At 70.1% G+C, this 14,532-nt stretch carries 17 protein-coding genes; 9 read left to right on the forward strand and 8 right to left on the reverse strand.

The window, feature by feature from the left end; genetic code table 11:
• Positions 1–134: 134 nt before the first annotated feature.
• On the forward strand, positions 135–377 hold the full coding sequence (locus P0R35_RS10860) for a DUF7576 family protein (RefSeq protein ID WP_284012489.1): 243 nt from the start codon (positions 135–137) through the stop codon (positions 375–377).
• 46 nt (positions 378–423) lie between these two features.
• On the opposite strand, the gene acs is transcribed toward P0R35_RS10860, so the two are convergent.
• From acs to P0R35_RS10880, 4 genes are all read right to left on the reverse strand, one after another.
• Positions 424–2,418 (reverse strand): acetate--CoA ligase, encoded by a 1,995-nt coding sequence (gene acs, locus P0R35_RS10865; RefSeq protein ID WP_284012490.1) that lies wholly within the window; start codon positions 2,416–2,418, stop codon positions 424–426.
• Between the two features lie 175 nt (positions 2,419–2,593).
• A complete protein-coding gene (locus tag P0R35_RS10870; RefSeq protein WP_284012491.1) occupies positions 2,594–2,896 on the reverse strand; it encodes a DUF8036 family membrane protein in 303 nt (100 codons plus the stop codon).
• 70 nt (positions 2,897–2,966) lie between these two features.
• Complete coding sequence (locus P0R35_RS10875; protein WP_284012492.1) at positions 2,967–3,242, reverse strand: winged helix-turn-helix domain-containing protein; 276 nt, start codon at positions 3,240–3,242, stop codon at positions 2,967–2,969.
• A gap of 85 nt (positions 3,243–3,327) precedes the next feature.
• Entirely contained in the window at positions 3,328–5,031 is a 1,704-nt protein-coding gene (locus tag P0R35_RS10880) for an acyl-CoA mutase large subunit family protein (protein ID WP_284012493.1), read from the reverse strand.
• Between the two features lie 118 nt (positions 5,032–5,149).
• Between P0R35_RS10880 and P0R35_RS10885 the strand changes: the two genes are divergently transcribed.
• From P0R35_RS10885 to P0R35_RS10895, 3 genes are all read left to right on the forward strand, one after another.
• Positions 5,150–5,593 carry a DUF5788 family protein gene (locus P0R35_RS10885; protein WP_284012494.1) on the forward strand — a complete coding sequence of 148 codons (444 nt, stop codon included), beginning with the start codon at positions 5,150–5,152 and terminating at the stop codon, positions 5,591–5,593.
• 77 nt (positions 5,594–5,670) lie between these two features.
• Entirely contained in the window at positions 5,671–7,416 is a 1,746-nt protein-coding gene (gene polX, locus P0R35_RS10890) for a DNA polymerase/3'-5' exonuclease PolX (protein ID WP_284012495.1), read from the forward strand.
• Complete coding sequence (locus P0R35_RS10895) at positions 7,413–7,949, forward strand: Mut7-C RNAse domain-containing protein (RefSeq protein ID WP_432765004.1); 537 nt, start codon at positions 7,413–7,415, stop codon at positions 7,947–7,949. Before polX ends, P0R35_RS10895 begins: the two co-directional genes overlap by 4 nt.
• A 73-nt stretch (positions 7,950–8,022) precedes the next feature.
• Here the strand turns inward: P0R35_RS10895 and P0R35_RS10900 are convergent, their stop codons facing one another.
• Positions 8,023–9,000 carry a cell division protein CdpA domain-containing protein gene (locus P0R35_RS10900; protein ID WP_284012496.1) on the reverse strand — a complete coding sequence of 326 codons (978 nt, stop codon included), beginning with the start codon at positions 8,998–9,000 and terminating at the stop codon, positions 8,023–8,025.
• 209 nt (positions 9,001–9,209) lie between these two features.
• Here P0R35_RS10900 and P0R35_RS10905 point away from each other — a divergent pair, with 209 nt between their 5' ends.
• Entirely contained in the window at positions 9,210–9,500 is a 291-nt protein-coding gene (locus P0R35_RS10905) for a DUF5789 family protein (RefSeq protein ID WP_284012497.1), read from the forward strand.
• A 73-nt stretch (positions 9,501–9,573) separates the two neighbouring features.
• Positions 9,574–10,023 (forward strand): DUF302 domain-containing protein, encoded by a 450-nt coding sequence (locus tag P0R35_RS10910; RefSeq protein ID WP_284012498.1) that lies wholly within the window; start codon positions 9,574–9,576, stop codon positions 10,021–10,023.
• Here P0R35_RS10910 and P0R35_RS10915 read toward each other — a convergent pair.
• Together P0R35_RS10915 and nreA are read right to left on the reverse strand one after the other, a co-directional pair.
• Complete coding sequence (locus tag P0R35_RS10915; RefSeq protein WP_284012499.1) at positions 9,999–10,313, reverse strand: hypothetical protein; 315 nt, start codon at positions 10,311–10,313, stop codon at positions 9,999–10,001. The two genes, P0R35_RS10910 and P0R35_RS10915, sit on opposite strands and share 25 nt — an antisense overlap.
• Positions 10,314–10,383: 70 nt before the next feature.
• The gene (gene nreA, locus P0R35_RS10920) at positions 10,384–11,658 is read right to left on the reverse strand and encodes a DNA repair protein NreA (protein ID WP_284012500.1); all 1,275 of its coding nucleotides are present in this window, start codon (positions 11,656–11,658) and stop codon (positions 10,384–10,386) included.
• A 107-nt stretch (positions 11,659–11,765) separates the two neighbouring features.
• Here nreA and rnhA point away from each other — a divergent pair, with 107 nt between their 5' ends.
• Together rnhA and P0R35_RS10930 are read left to right on the forward strand one after the other, a co-directional pair.
• On the forward strand, positions 11,766–12,356 hold the full coding sequence (rnhA, locus tag P0R35_RS10925) for a ribonuclease HI (protein ID WP_284012501.1): 591 nt from the start codon (positions 11,766–11,768) through the stop codon (positions 12,354–12,356).
• A 2-nt stretch (positions 12,357–12,358) separates the two neighbouring features.
• A complete protein-coding gene (locus P0R35_RS10930; protein ID WP_284012502.1) occupies positions 12,359–12,973 on the forward strand; it encodes a DUF7108 family protein in 615 nt (204 codons plus the stop codon).
• 42 nt (positions 12,974–13,015) lie between these two features.
• On the opposite strand, the gene P0R35_RS10935 is transcribed toward P0R35_RS10930, so the two are convergent.
• Positions 13,016–13,381 (reverse strand): PadR family transcriptional regulator, encoded by a 366-nt coding sequence (locus tag P0R35_RS10935; protein ID WP_284012503.1) that lies wholly within the window; start codon positions 13,379–13,381, stop codon positions 13,016–13,018.
• A gap of 282 nt (positions 13,382–13,663) precedes the next feature.
• On the opposite strand from P0R35_RS10935, the gene P0R35_RS10940 reads away from it, so the two are divergent.
• Positions 13,664–14,197: an inorganic diphosphatase gene (locus P0R35_RS10940; RefSeq protein ID WP_284012504.1), complete on the forward strand. Its 534-nt coding sequence runs from the start codon at positions 13,664–13,666 to the stop codon at positions 14,195–14,197.
• The last annotated feature ends 335 nt before the right edge of the window (positions 14,198–14,532 follow it).

Consider the following 14,532-nt stretch of genomic DNA (forward strand, 5'->3'; position numbering starts at 1 on the left):
GCGAGGGGACGCCCGCGCGGCCCGTCGCGTCTCACGAGCGCTCCCCACCGCTCCGATCCGGTGGTGAGGAACGGATTCCCACACCCGAAACTATACAGATAATTGATAAGTCACTCCCGCACGCAGGGGACGACATGACGCTCAGCGAGTTCGTGGGACGCCCGCACCCCGACGGCAGCGCGACCGTCGCCCACGCGGCGACGCACTACCGATGGCGACCCGGCGGGAACGCGCGGGGGCGGTGTCCCCAGTGCGACACGGAGTTGGAACTGTCCGAGCGACACGTCCTGATCACGCTGTCGCGGGAGATCGGCGGCGACGACCGCCACCACCTCTGCGACGAGGCGTGTGTGGCGGCGTGGCTCGGCGGCGAGTAGCGCGAAAGAACCGAGAACCGGGAGTCGGGGGCGGTACGGCCGGCGGTCAGTCGCCCTGGACGACCCGGCGGATGTCCTCGACGACCTCGGGGTTGCGCAGCGTCGAGGTGTCGCCCAGTTCCTCGTCGTTGGCAATGTCCTCCAGCAGACGCCGCATGATCTTCCCGGAGCGGGTCTTCGGGAGCGCCGGCGTGAAGATCACCTGCTCGGGCCGCGCGATCGGCCCGATGGCGTCCTCGACGCCCTTGACGATCTCTTGGCGGAACGCCTCGGACTCCTCCTGCCCCTCTTCGACGATGACGTACGCGTAGACGGCCTCGCCTTTCACCTCGTGGTCGCCGCCGACGACGGCGGCCTCGGCGACGCCCTCGACGCCGACGATCGCCGACTCGATCTCCATCGTGCCGAGCCGGTGGCCGGAGACGTTGATCACGTCGTCGACGCGGCCCAGCACCGTGATGTAGCCGTCCTCGTCGATCTTCGCGCCGTCCTCGGGGAAGTACACCCAGTCGTCGGGGTCGTCCGAGTCGACGTCGGAGTACTCGCGCCAGTACTCCTCGATGAAGCGCTCGTCGTTCTTGTACAGCGTGCGGAGCATCCCCGGCCACGGCTTGTTCACCGTGAGGTAGCCGGCCCGGCCGGGTTCGACCTCGTCGCCGTTCGTGTCGACGATCCGGATGTCCATCCCGGGCAGCGGCGGCCCGGCGGAGCCGGGCTTCATGTCCTTCACGCCGGGCAGCGTCGTCACCATCATGCCGCCGGTCTCGGTCTGCCACCACGTGTCGACGACCGGGCACTCCTCGTCGCCGATGTTGGAGTAGTACCACTTCCACGCGCGGGGGTTGATCGGCTCGCCGACCGTCCCCAGCAGGCGCAGGCTCGAGAGGTCGTGCCGTTCGGGGTACTGCTTGCCCCACTTCATGAACGCGCGGATTGCGGTGGGGGCGGTGTACAGCTGGGTCGCCCCGTACTCCTCGACGATCTCCCACAGGCGGTCGCGGTCGGGGTGGTCGGGCGTTCCCTCGTACATCATCGTCGTCGTGCCGAGCGCGAGCGGCCCGTACACGATGTACGAGTGTCCCGTGATCCAGCCGATGTCGGCCGAGCAGAAGTACGTGTCCTCGGGCTTGATGTCGAGCACCGCCTGCGAGGTCCACGTCACCCACGAGAGGTAGCCGCCGGTGGTGTGTTTCACCCCCTTCGGCTGGCCGGTGGTGCCGGAGGTGTACATGAGGAACAGCATGTCCTCGGCGTCGCGGTCGACGGGCTCGACGGTCGCGCCCTCGTTGGCGGCCATCAGCTCGCCCCAGTCGTGCTGGTCGGCGGCCAGGTCGTGGCCGAAGTCGTCGCCGTTCGGGCCGAGCCGGTCGACGACCACGGTTTCGGTATCGTGGTCGACGCCCGCGAGCCCCTCGTTGGCCTTGTCGAGGTGGTCGAGCGGGTCGCCGCGGCGGTAGTAGCCGTCACACGTGACGAGGTACTCGGAGTCGGCGGCGTTCATCCTGGTCGCCAGCGCGTCCGCCGAGAAGCCGGCGAACACGACCGAGTGGGGCGCGCCGATGCGGGCGCACGCGAGCATGGCGACGGGGAGCTCCGGGATCATCGGCATGTACATCGTGACGACGTCGTCCTCGCCGACGCCCAGATCCCGCAGGGCCGCCGCGGCCTCGTTCACCTTCTCGTGCAGTTGGCTGTAGGTCAGCGTGACGTTGTCCTCGTCGACCGGCTCGCCGACCCACTCGATGGCGGCCTCGTCGCCGCGCTCGTCGAGGTGGCGGTCGAGGCAGTTCGTGGAGGCGTTGATCGTGCCGTCGGTGAACCACTCGTAGAACGGCGGGTTCGAGTCGTCGAGCACCCGGTCGTACTCCTCCTCCCAGTCGAGGAGGGCCGCGGCCTGCTCCCAACACTCCGGCCAGTTCTCGTCGAACTCCTCGTAGATCCCCGCGTCCGAGACGTTCGCTTGCGAGACGAACTCCTCGGACGGCTCGAACACCTCCTGTTCTTCGAGCCGGGCCTCGAGTTCCACGTCATCGTCTGACATAGTCACGCGATACGTCGGAATCGACCGTGATAAAACTGCCTCACCGCGTCGATTTCGCCGCGTCGTCGCGCGGTTTTTCCAGACGCACGATCCGGCGGATCCGGGGGTCTAGGGCGGGATTATCGCGAAGATTCGCCGACAGAATGGGCGGAGCGGCGACGGGCGCGCGACCGGGTCAGTCCCAGGTCGTCCACGCGAGAAACGCGATGGCGACGAGTTCGAGCAGGCGGAGGCCGCCGACCGCGAGGTGGGCGATGGGGGCCTGCGCGGCGATCCACGCGCTGATCTGCGGGTGGAAGTAGAACAGGTACAGCGCCGTGGCGTTCTCCGCGAGCAGGACGAACCCGAACGCCGCCAGCCCGAGCGTGTGCTTCGACCGGAACTGGCTGTAGTTGCGGGCCCAGACGGAGCTCAACCCGAGGAGGAGGACGACGTTGAGGGCGGCGGCGACCCAGATCACCTGCAACCAGAGACTCATCGGCTCGTCCTCCAGTAGCGCGGTGCTGCGTTTATACTCTTTCCAAAATTCGACCGGAATGGTGTCGCCGTCATTCGACCTTCTCCATGATCTGTTCGACCGTGTCCCAGTGCTGGCGGGCGCGGTCCGTCGGGAGGTAGATGGCGCCGTAGTCGCCCCCCTGTTTCCGCAGGACGTCGTTGTCGCACAGGACGTCGAGGTGGTGGCGGACCGTGGTGTAGTCCACCTCCAGCGCCTCGGCGAGCTTGTTGGCGTTCCGCGGGCGCTCGTCGAGCGCCTTGAGGATCCGCACCCGGTTCGCCCCGCCCCGGGTGCCGGTGAGCACGTACCACAGAACGCCGTCCATCGTCCCTGTTCACGCCGACCATGGAAGTAAGTCCACCGAAGCGAAAGAAACCGTACCGTGTGGCGATCGGCCGCGTGCGGCGCGCCTACGACGCCAGCCCGATCTTCTCGCGGTAGGCGCCGTAGCGGTCCTCGAACACGTCCATGATCTCGCCCATCGTCGCGTACGCCTTCACCGCGTCGACGACGGCGGGCATCACGTTCTCGTCGTTCTCGATGGCCTCGTCCACCGCCGCCAGCGCCGCCTCGACGGCGTCGTCGTCGCGCTCGGCCTTCACCTCGGCGAGGCGGGCGAGTTGGCGCTCCTGCACCTCCTCGTCGACGTGGAGCAGGTCCGGCTCCGGGTCGTTCTCGACGGTGTACTTGTTGACGCCGACGACGACCTCCTCGCCGTCGTCGACGCGCTCCTGGTACTCGTAGCTGGCCTCCTGGATCTCGCGGTGGAAGTAGCCCTGGTCGATCCCCTCGAGCACGCCGTCGCGGACGGAGCCGTCGCCCATCGCCTTCAGCTCCTCGAGGTACGCCATCGTCTTCTCCTCGACCTCGTCGGTGAGGCTCTCGACCATGAACGAGCCCGCCAGCGGGTCGGCGGAGTCGGCGGCGCCGGACTCCTCGGCGATGATCTGCTGGGTGCGCAGCGCGACGCGGACGGCCTCCTCGCTGGGGAGCGCCAAGGCCTCGTCGAAGGAGTTGGTGTGCAGGCTCTGCGTGCCGCCGAGCACGCCCGCCAGCGCCTGGATCGTCACGCGGACGATGTTGTTCAGCGGCTGTTGGGCCGTGAGCGACTGCCCGGCGGTCTGCGTGTGGAACTTCAGGCGCTTGGACGCCTCGTCCTCCGCGCCGTACCACTCGTCCATGATCCGCGCGTAGATGCGGCGGCCGGCGCGGAACTTCGCCACCTCCTCGAAGATGGAGTTGTGGGAGTTGAAGAAGAAGGACAGCTGCGGCGCCACCTCGTTGACGTCCAGCCCGCGCTCGACGGCGTCCTCGACGTACGCGAACCCGTCCGCGAGCGTGAACGCCAGCTCCTGGATCGCGGTGGAGCCGGCCTCACGGATGTGGTAGCCCGACACGGAGATGGGGTAGATGCCGGGCGTCTCCTCGACGGCGAACTCGACGGTGTCGGTGACCAGATCCAGCGACGGCTCCGGGGGGATCACCCACTCCTTCTGCGCGATGAACTCCTTGAGCATGTCGTTCTGGAAGGTGCCCCGCAGCTGCTCGCGCGGGATACCCTTCTCGTCGGCGAGCGCGACGTACATCGCGAAGACCACCGGCGCGCTGGGGTTGATCGTGAACGAGGTCGACACCTCGCCGATGTCGATCCCGTCGAACAGGATCTCCATGTCGCGCAGCGTGTCGACGGCGACGCCCTCCTTGCCGACCTCGCCGTCCGACAGCGGGTCGTCGGAGTCTTTCCCCATCAGCGAGGGCATGTCGAACGCCGTCGAGAGGCCGGTCTGGCCGTTCTCGATCAGGTAGTGGAACCGCTCGTTCGTCTCCTCGGCGGTGCCGAAGCCGGCGAACTGCCGCATCGTCCACGTCCGCCCGCGGTACATCGTCGGGTACGGGCCCCGGGTGTACGGCTCCTCGCCCGGGAAGCCCAGGTCCGCCTCGTAGTCGAGGTCGGCCACGTCCTCGGGGGTGTACAGGTCGTCGATCTCGAGGTTCGAGACGGTGGCGAAGCGGTCCTTCCGCTCGCCGTGGGCGTCGATGACCGGGTCCCGCGTCTCCGACTCCCACTCCTCGCGGGACTCACGGATCTCCGCGAGGTCGTCGTCGTCGTACATGGTCGCAACAACTGCCGGAAGGACCATTAACGATTCGGGTGGCGGGGATCGGCGGTCGGGGACCGACCACGAGCGAAACACGAAACACGTCGGCGGCCCTACTGTCGTCGACCCCACCGTGCAGGAGTACCAGCGCAAACAGCTCCTCGAGCGCGTCAACAAGGAGAGCGCGACCATCGGCGCGGACATCCCCGACCGCATCGAGGTGCAAGGCGAGGAGATCGACCTGCGGACGTTCGTCTTCGAGATCAAACGCCGCGACACGATCCCCGAGGGCGAGCGCGAGCGCGTCGAGCGGGCCAAGCGGAACCTCCGGCGCGAGCGCCTCGAACGCCTCGCGGAGATCGAGGAGAACCGCGTCGACTTCGCGACGGGCGAGGAGATCGCCGCGAGCATCATCGGCATCGACCGCGCGCTGGAGGCGCTCGACAACCTCCGCCCCGCCGACGTGGAGGGGGAGGCGCGCCGGCAGGAGGCGATGGACCAGAAACGGTGGATGAACTTCCTGAAGAAGGCGCTCGGCCGCGACGACGGGAGCGCCGGGAAACGCGGCGGCTACTGACTCGCCGACGCCCCGTCGGGCGACGCCCCCAGCGGCGGCCCGTCGTTCTAAGTCCCAGCCACGCCCAACGACACAGTATGCGCAACGCCGAGGTCGCCGCCCTCTTCGAGGAGTTCGCGGACCTGTTGGAGGCGCAGGGCGTCGAGTACAAGCCCAACGCCTACCGCCGCGCCGCCGAGAACATCCGCGACCACCCCCGGGCCGTCGAGGACATGGCCGCCGCGGGCGGGGCCGACGCCGTCGCGGAGATCGACCGCGTCGGCGACGCCATCGCGTCGAAGGTCGTCGAGTACCTCGACAGCGGCGCGATCGAGGAGTTGGAGGAACTGCGTGCGGACCTGCCCGTCGACATGGCGGCGCTCACCCGCGTCGAGGGCGTCGGCCCGAAGACCGTCGGGACGCTGTACGAGGAACTGGGGATCGCCACGCTCGACGAGTTGGAGGCGGCGGCCGAGGCCGGCGAGATACGGGCGATCAAGGGGTTCGGCGCCAAGACCGAACAGAACATCCTCGACAACGTCGGGTTCGCCAAGGAGGCGGGGAAGCGCCAGCGCCTCGGCGACGCGCGGCCCCTCGCCGACGACGTGGTCGGCCACCTCGACCACGAGTCGTTCGTCGAGCGTATCGACGTCGCCGGCTCGATCCGGCGGTGGAAGGCCACCATCGGCGACGTGGACGTGCTCGTCGCCAGCGACGACGGCGCGGCGGTCGTCGACGCGTTCGTCGACTGGGACGGCGCCGACGACGTCATCGAGGCCGGCGAGCAGAAGGCCAGCGTCCGCGCCGAGGGCGTCCGGATCGACCTCCGGGTCGTCGTCCCCGAGGAGTTCGGGGCGGCGCTGCAGTACTTCACCGGCTCGAAGGCCCACAACGTCACGCTCCGCAACCTCGCCATCGACCGCGGGCTGAAGCTCAACGAGTACGGCGTGTTCGACGTGCGCGACGTCGACGACGCCGACGCGGGCCAGCGCGTCGGCGAGCGCCTCGGCGGCGCCGACGAGGCGGAGATGTACGGCGCGCTCGACCTGCCGGTGATCCCGCCGGAGCTGCGCGAGGACACCGGCGAGATACGGGCCGCCCTCGACGGCGACCTCCCGGACCCCGTCACGGAGGGGGCGATCCGCGGCGACCTCCACACGCACACGAACTGGTCGGACGGCGGCACCACCGTCGCCGAGATGGTGCGGGCCGCGGCCGACCGCGGCTACGACTACCACTGCGTCACCGACCACGCCGCGGGGCCGGGCGTGTTCGGCGACGCCGGGCTCTCCGACGCCGACGTTCGCGAGCAGGCCGACGAGGTCGCGGCCGTCCGCGAGGACGCCGACGTCGAGGTGTTCCACGGCGTGGAGGCGAACATCGACGCCGACGGCGACGTGACGACGAGCGACGACCTCCTCGCCGACCTCGACATCGTCGTCGCCTCCCCGCACGCCGCGCTCGACAGCGGGGAGGCGACCGACCGGCTGATCCGCGCGGTCGAACACCCCCACGTCGACGTGCTCGGCCACCCGACGGGGCGACTGATCAACCGCCGGGAGGGGCTGGAGGTTGACTTCGAGCGGCTGGCCGAGGCGGCCGCGGCCGCCGGGACGGCGCTGGAGGTGAACGCCAACCCCGCGCGCCTCGACTGCGACGGCGACGCGGTGCGCGCGGCCGTCGAGGCGGGCGCGCCCGTCGCGGTGAACACCGACGCCCACTCGCCGTCGGAGTTCGACAACGTCCGCTACGGCGTCCACACCGCGCGGCGCGGGTGGGCGACGGCGGCGGACGTGGTGAACACGCGCGACGCCGCGGGGCTGCGCGACTTCCTCGAGGGATGAGCCGCGACGACCGGACGGGAGCCGACGGCGCTGCCGGCGCCGACGACGACCGCGATCCGAGCGCCGACGACCCGGCGGCGATCACGCCCGAGCGGGACGCGCTCCTCCTCGACGCGATGCTCGGGGGGCTGGCGAGCTACCTCCGGATGTGCGGGTACGACGCGGCGTACGCGCTCGACGAGGGGGTCGAGGCCGACGACGCCGTCCGCGAGCGCGCCGTCGCCGGGGGCCGGCGACTGCTCACCCGCGACCGCGACCTCGCCGCGGCGACCCCGGGGGCGCTGCTGCTCCGCGAGCGCGACGTCGTCGACCAACTGCGGGAGCTCCGCGAGGCGGGTGTCCGCCTCCGGCTCGACGAGCGGCCGGCACGGTGCGGCGGGTGCAACGGACCGGTCGAGCGCGTCGGCGACGGCGAGCGGCGACCCGACTACGCGCCCGAGGACCGACCCGTCTGGCGGTGCGTCGACTGCGGCCAACACTTCTGGAAGGGGAGCCACTGGGCCGACGTCCGCGAGACCCTCGCGTCGCTGTGAGGCGACGACGACGGACGGTGGGTCGTGATGCGGGTGCCGCGGGACCCGCGACCCGGGAGCGGGAGCGACCGACTCAGCGCGGGCTCCAGTCGTCGCACGCCTCCATGTCGTCCATGAGGTCGTCGTGGAGGCCGCAGTACGGCTGCATCCCCTGGTCGGTGCGGACGTACTGGAAGTGCCCGCACGAGCCGCAGTAGGAGTCGCCCGGCGACTGCGACCGCTCGGTCGGACGGTCGCCGGCGGCGGGGCCGGACGGCGCCGTGGACGACGCCGCGGACGGCCCGTCGTCGGCCAACGGCGTGATGTCGGCGGTCGAGGCGCCGCCGTCGCTGGCCGTGCTCGAGGCGCCGGCGGACCCCGCGGTCGCCGCCTGTGCCCGTTCGGTCGCACGCCGCTGTTTCATCTCGGGGCGGTTGGTCTGCGTCTCGACGCTGCCGTCCGGCGTCGACCCGAGGAGGCCGACGCCGCCGACGCTGCCGGTGACGCCCTTGGCGCCGCGGATCTCCTCGGCGGTCGCCTTCGGCACCTCGATCACCTTCGTCTCGCCCTCGCGAGTCACCTCCAGCGACACCGTGCCGCCGGGGTTGTTCCGGGCCTTGAAGTTCGCGACGCCGGTGAACAGACACCAGAACGTCGTGAACGCGCCGAGGAAGTACACGCCGGCGGTCGGGAGCGTGAGGTCGGCGTACGTGCCGGCGCACCGCGCCCCCGACCAGTGGCAGGGGTAGGCGTGGGCGAACAGGGCGACGCCCAGCACCGCGACGCCGGCGCCGACGACCGCCGCCGCCTGCGTTCGCGGGCTCGTCGGCATGACCACGAGGACGCCGAGGAACGTCGCGGGGATGCCGAGTCCGGCGAGGATCCCCGCCGTCTCGCGCGCCTGTCCGAGGTTCCACCCCAACGCCGCCGTCGTGAGGTCCGTCGCCGCGACGACGATGCCCGCGACGACGAGGAGGGCACCGACCGAGAACGCCGCGACGCCGAGATACAGGCGGCGGAGGCTGGCGTACTCGCCGACTTGGCCCTCGTACACCTCGGCGAGACTGCTCATACACGGTGTTATACCATCATCACTTAAAACGGTACGTCAGACGCCGGCATGACGATCCGCGGCCGTGCCGTGGGGCGGTCGCGGCCCCGTGGGCGCCGGCGTGTCGCCCGCGGTCGCCGCCGCACGCCGGGGGCGACCGGGGCGCGCTCCCGAGCGCGCCCCAGCGGCGCTCCGAAAGGGTTAGGCGGACCCTGATCGAATCCGGTGACATGGCCGACGACGACGAACCCGAGGAGGAGGAGCCGGCCGTCGAGCTCGGCGAGGGCCCCGCGGTCGACGGTGCGCCGCTGGCCCGCGTCGCCTCGCGGCTCACCTGGCCCCAGGAGAAGTCCCGCGTCCTCGACAAGGAGGGCGACGCCGTCATCCGAACCCCCGACGGCCCCCGCGACCTCGCCGACGTGCTCGCGGAGGTCGACGACACGTACTTCGACCGACGCCAGACGTTCGTCGACGCCGTCGAGGACGTGATCGGTCGCGGTCCCGTGCGGACGGCCGAGTAATCGACCGACGGCGGACGGGCGCGGCCCGCGCACCGGCGCCACCTTTTCCACCGATCCGAGCGAACGCCGAGCCGTGCAGTTACCCATCGATCCCGGGGCGATCCGCGGCGAGGACTACGGCGAGAAGCGCGCGACCCTCGAGATGACGCACGAGGAGGCGATCGACCACGTCCGCGAGGTGTTCGCCGACCACGGCTTCGGGGTGCCCGTCGAGTTCTCGCCGTCGGAGCTGTTGAACGAGAAGGTCGACGCCGACCGCGACCCCTACTACGTGCTCGGCGCGTGCAACCCCGCCATCGCCGACCGCGCGCTCGACGCGACGGACAACACGCTCGGCGCGCTCATGCCGTGCAACGTCGTGATCTGGGAGGAGGAGCCCGGCGTCCAGACCGTCTACCACGTCTCGATCATGCGGGTCGCGAAGCTGCTGGGCCTCGACTCGGACGGCGAGGCGATGGACGACATCATCGCCGACACCGGCGAGATGGTGACCGCCGCCTACGACGACCTCGACTCGTCGTAGTCCGGCTCGTGGTCGCCGTCGGCGTCGCTCGGACCGTCGCCGGCGCGGTCGTCCGGCCCGCTCCCCCGTTCGTCGCGCAGTTCCGCCAGTTCGGCGCGCGTCTCCGCGAGTTCGCGTTCGACCGCCGCGAGGCGCTCGTCGTCGTCCCCGCCCGCGCCGCCGAGGAGCTTGAGGCCGCCGACGCCGAGGAACAGCACCAGCACGGCCGACCCGCCGAACAGGAGCAGCAGGACGAGGAGGATGATCAACAGCTCCGGACCGCCGGGGACCGTGCCGAACAGGGGGGACATGCTCGGGGCGTCGCGATCGGGCGTTGTAACTCTGGTGTCCGGGGTCGCCGGCCGCGCGGTCGGCGCCGCGCTACGTCGTCCAGTCGGCGAGGCTCGACTGGAGCCCCGCGACCATCGTCGACTTCTGCCGGAGGCGCGCCAGCGACACCGGCAACTGGTCGCTGACGCCGCGGACGGCGTCCTCGAACGTCTCCGCCTCGCCGTGTTCCCCCTCGAAGGCGTTGCGGACGCTCTCGCGCACCTGCCACACGCCGACCGGCCCCCAGTAGTCGTCGGAGACGTGCCGGATGACGAGCACCTTCGCCTGCCGCCCGCGGTCGGCGAGGTGTTCGAGCACGCCGAACCGGGAGGCGTAGTACGCGCCCGCCGTCTCGTCGACGTACTTCGTCCGCCCCTCGCGGTTCTCGTGGGCCGACGAGAGGTACGTGTCGCCCGCGGGGTCCGGGTGCCAGATGCTCCCCGGGGACTTGATCTCGACCAGCTCGAACTCCCAGTCGCCGGGGGCGAGGACCACCCAGAAGGCGTTGCCGAGGTACTCGTTGCGCCACACCTGCACGGTGTCGACGCTCCGGCGGTCGCGGATCGTCCCGCGGAGGTACTTCCCGACCGTGTCGTCGACGGCGGTGATCGACCACCGCGTCGGCACGAGTCGGCGGTTCTCCCCCCGCCCGAGCGCGCCCGCCGAGAGGACCGTGTTGATGTCGTACACGTCGAACCCCCGGCGGTAGAGGTAGTTCATCGCCCCCTCGGCGCGCCAGTCGTCGTCCTCCAGCGTCTTCTTCACCGGCCGGGGGACGTGCGGGTTCTCGGTGAGGTCCGCGTCGGCGGCGCGGGCGCGCGGCCCCGTCGGCGTCGCGATGTCGTCGGGCGACACGTCGTAGTCGATGGCCGGCCCGTCGTCGAGGAACACCTCCACGTCGACCGGCCGGTCGGCGATGGCGACCTCCCGCTGCACCCCGAGGAAGCCGTCCCACGCGTCGTGGACGTCCGCGGCGTCGCGCGCGTCGACGCCCTTGTTCGAGTTCAGCAGCGAGGTGCGCCGCTCGAACACGTCCGAGATGGAGACGCCCTCCTCGTACCACGCGCCGCTCGTCTCGTACGCCGCGGCGTCGTCCTCGTGGCCGACGGGCGACAGCAGGCCCGTCGAGAGGTTCGGGTAGTTGCTGGAACCGACGAAGATGGAGGGGGAGACGGAGCCGAACACGGAGTCGCCGCCGGTCGCCTCGTCGAAGCGGTGCTGGAACGACTCGAGGTGGTCCATCAGCTCGTACGACTTCTCCTGCGCGAGCCGCCGCCGCTCGGCGCGCTCGTTCTCCTCGAACTCGACGTAGTCGTCCAGCTTCACGTCGCTTCGGGCTAGCCGCTCGGCGGACATGAACGTTCCCCGCGCGGGTCGTCCGCCGACGCCACCGGGATGACAACCCTTTCGCCCCGGCGGCGGCGAGCGGAGGTATGCCGGTCATCGAGTGCGACCCCGAGGCGGCCCGCGAGCGGCTGGCGGACGCCGGCGTCGAGGCGGTCGCGGGGAACACGGACCACGAGCGCTGGCGTGCCGAGCGGGACGGCGCGACCGCGGTCGCGTACGACGACAAGGTGGTGGTGCAGGGGAGCGACCCCCAGCGACTCGCCGCGCTCGTGCGCGACGGCGGCGGCCGCGGCCACGTCTACTTCGACGGCGCCTCGCGTGGCAACCCCGGGCCCGCGGCGATCGGGTGGGCCATCGTCACGGGCGACGGCATCGTCGCCGAGGGGAGCGACCGCATCCCCGACACGACGAACAACAAGGCGGAGTACGCGGCGCTGATCCGGGCGCTTGAGGCCGCCGTCGACTACGGCCTCGACGAGGCCGACGTGCGCGGCGACTCCCAGTTGATCGTCAAACAGGTCCGCGGGGAGTGGAACGCCAACGACCCCGGGCTCCGCGAGAAACGGGTCCGGGTGCGGGAGCTGTTGGAGCGGTTCGACCGCTGGAGCCTCGAACACGTCCCGAGAGAGCTAAACGAACGCGCCGACGAACTGGCGAACGAGGCGTTCGAGGGTTGACGATGGAGGAACGACACGACAGCGAGGGGACGGACGACGTGGCACCGACCGAGGACCGACCCGACGATCGGGACGAGGAACTCCCGGAGCCGACGGTCGACGCCGCCGAGCGGCTCACCCGGCTCGCCCGGGAGGCGGTCGACGCGGCGGAAGCAGACGCCTACCGCGAGGACCGCGGCGACAGGCTGGCCGAACACGACTTCACCGCCCGCGTCCGCGAGGAGGACGACACGCTGGTCCTGTACCCCGAGGAGTGGATCGAGGACGGCACCGTCCGGATCGACCGGATCGACGACACCGGCCGCGCGGTCGAGGTGCCGCTGTCGGGCCCGGGCGACCCCGACGACTGGCAGGCCGTCGAGGACCACAACACGGAGTTGGTCGAGGCGGTAGCCGCCGACTACGACGACGTCCACGCGGCCAACGCCCGCGCGTTCGCGGACTTCATGGGGAACCACTACGCGAAGCCGATGGACGCGGCGACGGCCGACGAGGTGTCGGAGTTCCTCGCGGAGTACTTCCCACGCAACGCGTGGCCGTCGGAAGAACAGCGCGACGCCGTCGAGGCGTCGGTGCGGTACGTCTTCGAGGCCGCGGACGAGCCGACTCCCTTGTGAGCCCGCCGCGGCGACGTGCCGCCGGTGTCGAGACGCCTCGGTTTACGCGTCGAGCGCGTCGTCGACGAGCCCGCGCACGTCCGCGGCGCGCTCGTCGTCGGTGACGTACTTGCCGACGACCCAGTTCAGGCGGTCGAGGACGGCCTTGCGACCGGTCTCGGTGAGCGCGTACTGGTTCGTCCGCTTGTCGAGTTCGCTCTTCTCCACGAGGTCCATCTCGACGAGGTCGTCGAGGTTGGGGTACAGCCGCCCGTGGTTGACTTCGGCGTCGTAGTAGCTCTCGAGTTCGCGCTTGATCGCGAGCCCGTACATCGCCTCCTCCGAGAGGATGACGAGAATGTTCTGTTGGAACGCGGTGAGATCCCGCGCGATACTGACCACTTCGGTTTCTGCCTGTGCCTCTGACATGGTCACCGGTTGGAAGGTCACGGGAGTATATAATTGTTCCCAACCGAACAACGGATTCGGCCGTTACAAGAGTCGAGAAGCCACTATTCGTGCGATGGTCGGGGCGCCCCCCAGCGTCGACCGGTTCGTGTCTAGTCGGTATGGTAATCATTTACTTAAACCCACAGGCGACAATATTCGGGTGGTAGTCCCACCATACTCTCACGGGAACACCGCGGAGACCGGGAGCGACCCGCCACATGCCGAAAGGCATTTGCTCGCGTTGGCGGAACCGTCGGGCGCATGACGAACCTCTGGGAAGACCTCGAGACGGGCCCGAACGCCCCCGAGGAGATCTACGCCGTCGTCGAGTGTCTGAAGGGCGAGCGGAACAAGTACGAGTACGACAAGGACATCCCCGGCGTCGTCCTCGACCGCGTCCTCCACTCGAACGTCCACTACCCCTCGGACTACGGCTTCATCCCGCAGTCGTACTACGACGACGAGGACCCCTTCGACGTGCTCGTGCTCGTCGAGGACCAGACGTTCCCCGGCTGCGTGATCGAGGCCCGGCCGGTCGCGCTCATGAAGATGGACGACGACGGCGAGCAGGACGACAAGGTGATCGCCGTCCCGACCGAGGACCCGCGCTTCGACCACATCGAGGACCTCGACGACATCCCGCAACAGCAGCTCGACGAGATCGACGAGTTCTTCCAGACCTACAAGAACCTCGAGGCCGGCAAGGAAGTCGAGACGCTCGGCTGGGAGGACAAGCGGGCCGCGATGGACGCCATCGAACACGCGCAGGACCTCTACGACGAGCACTTCGCGTAGTCGGACCGCAGTCCGCCGGTTTCTCGCTTCTCCCCGCCGCCGCCGATTAGCCGTGAACATGCCCGGCCGCCGCCGGATGCGTTATGCGTATGAGTAATTTCTTGTGCGTGTGGCGGGTACTCGGAGACGACCATGGCCGCGAAACAGCCCGCCGTCGGCATCGACCACGTGACCGTCGTGCCGACCGAGCCGGTGTGTGTTAGCGACGCGGACGACGACGACGAGGAGGCCGAGGCGGCCGCCGACGCCTGACGGAGCCACCCACCACCCCGGGGCCGTCGTGCGTCGCGACTCCCGTGAGGGGCAGGCATATAACCCGCCCGCGGCTAAAGCGG

The sequence above is a fragment of the Halobaculum litoreum genome, assembly GCF_030127125.1.
Lineage (GTDB): Archaea > Halobacteriota > Halobacteria > Halobacteriales > Haloferacaceae > Halobaculum > Halobaculum litoreum.